Origin of the sequence: Desulfobacter curvatus DSM 3379, from assembly GCF_000373985.1 — a bacterium.
Lineage (GTDB): Bacteria > Desulfobacterota > Desulfobacteria > Desulfobacterales > Desulfobacteraceae > Desulfobacter > Desulfobacter curvatus.
On record NZ_KB893020.1, the window covers coordinates 1 to 1,626 of the forward strand.

Consider the following 1,626-nt stretch of genomic DNA (forward strand, 5'->3'; position numbering starts at 1 on the left):
AGAGTGTCTATTATAATTTTGCGACAAAATAATTTTAGATGTCGCTCCGCCCCCCTGATATCATTGATAATAAATTTTGATGCGTCAGCGCTGCTATTATTAATAGTATAGATGATCAGCGTTAATTATAAGTAGGGCAATTATCAAATTTTCGTGGTTCTGATAGAAATGGATTTCATCAAATGTAGGTGGAATTATAGAGAAAGCAAAAACTTTTCAAGATGGACATGCTCAATGCCTTTATATGTGCCGCCTATAACCGGGTCCATGGTCACCACTTTTTTAGGATGGTTGTCTGGAATAGCAAGAAGACTGCCGAATTCACGATCCCGAACCTTGTCATCTGGAATCATGTAAGCAGCCTGTATGTACAGGCGTTCCCCTTGCTTTTCACAGACAAAATCGGTTTCCTTTTTTCCAATTTGTCCAACGGTGACTTCATATCCGGCTGTTTTCAAGTGGGTGAAAATTACGTTTTCAATAATTTTATTGATGTCTGAGGTGTTGAAACCAACCATTGCATGACGGATGCCAAGATCCTCAAAATAGTATTTTTCTCCAATTTCAAAAATTTTTTTGCCAGCAATGTCATACCGTCTTGCCTGAAGTACAAGCTGGGCGCTGGAAAGATATGACAGGTAGTCAATGACCAGGTTGTGGGAGATTTTGATCTGCTGGGATTTCAGGTAGGTGCTGATTTTTCGCGCCGTGACCAGGGAGCCGACGTTATCTGCGAGGAAACGGCATAACCGCTGCAGAAAGGCAACATTCCGGATGTCGTACCTGGCAACAATGTCTTTGAGGATAATGGCATCTGAAACGTTTCTCAGATAATCAAAAACAATTGAATCGTCTAAAGACAGATGTTTTAGGTAGGGAAGTCCGCCAAATTTCAGATAGGTTTGCAGGCTATCCAGCCCTTGCTCAAGCCCGTGAAAAGTTAAAAACTCATTATAGGTCAGCCCATATACCTTTATTTCAACGTACCGGCCGGATAGATAGGTGGCCAGCTCTCCGGAAAGAAGTTTGGCATTACTGCCGGTGGCAAAGATATCAACGCCACCACCGGCCTGAAGGCTGCGCAGGGCGGTTTCGAATTGATCAATATCCTGCACCTCATCAATAAAAAGTGCCAAACGTCTGTCAGGATCTCGCCGGGAGGCTATATAATTCAGGAGATCCTGGGCATGACGGATATCGGCGAATTCATGAAGTTCTTTGTTTATATAAATCTGCTGGTCTTCCGGGTGCAGGGTCGTGAGCCGGTCCATGAGTTGGAACAGCAAATAACTTTTGCCAACTCTGCGCTGGCCCACCAGGATTTTCATAATATCCTTTCGGACATAAGGCATTATTCTGTCTATGTATACCGGGCGTTCAATGTATTTGGGGATATTCACGGCGATCCTTTTTTTTGTTTAATATAATCAATATAATTGTGATTAATACCGTTTTTGTATTGTATAATCAACAAAAAATGTGTTTCTTGGCAGCTACAAAAGTGCGATTTTGGGTGTTATATGAGATGTCGACAGGTCGTCGTTCACCTGTTCCTCGTCGTTCACCTGTTCCTGGCATCTGAAAATGCAGCATGGATCATCGGTGGTATTTTCCAAGTTGGCGGGG

General features: G+C 42.8%; 1 protein-coding gene. It reads right to left on the bottom strand.

Features of this window, described 5'->3' with window-relative positions; all coding sequences use genetic code 11:
- Nucleotides 1-194: 194 nt before the first annotated feature.
- A complete protein-coding gene (locus B147_RS0109440; RefSeq protein WP_020586965.1) occupies nucleotides 195-1,400 on the bottom strand; it encodes an ATP-binding protein in 1,206 nt (401 codons plus the stop codon).
- Between the last annotated feature and the right edge of the window lie 226 nt (nucleotides 1,401-1,626).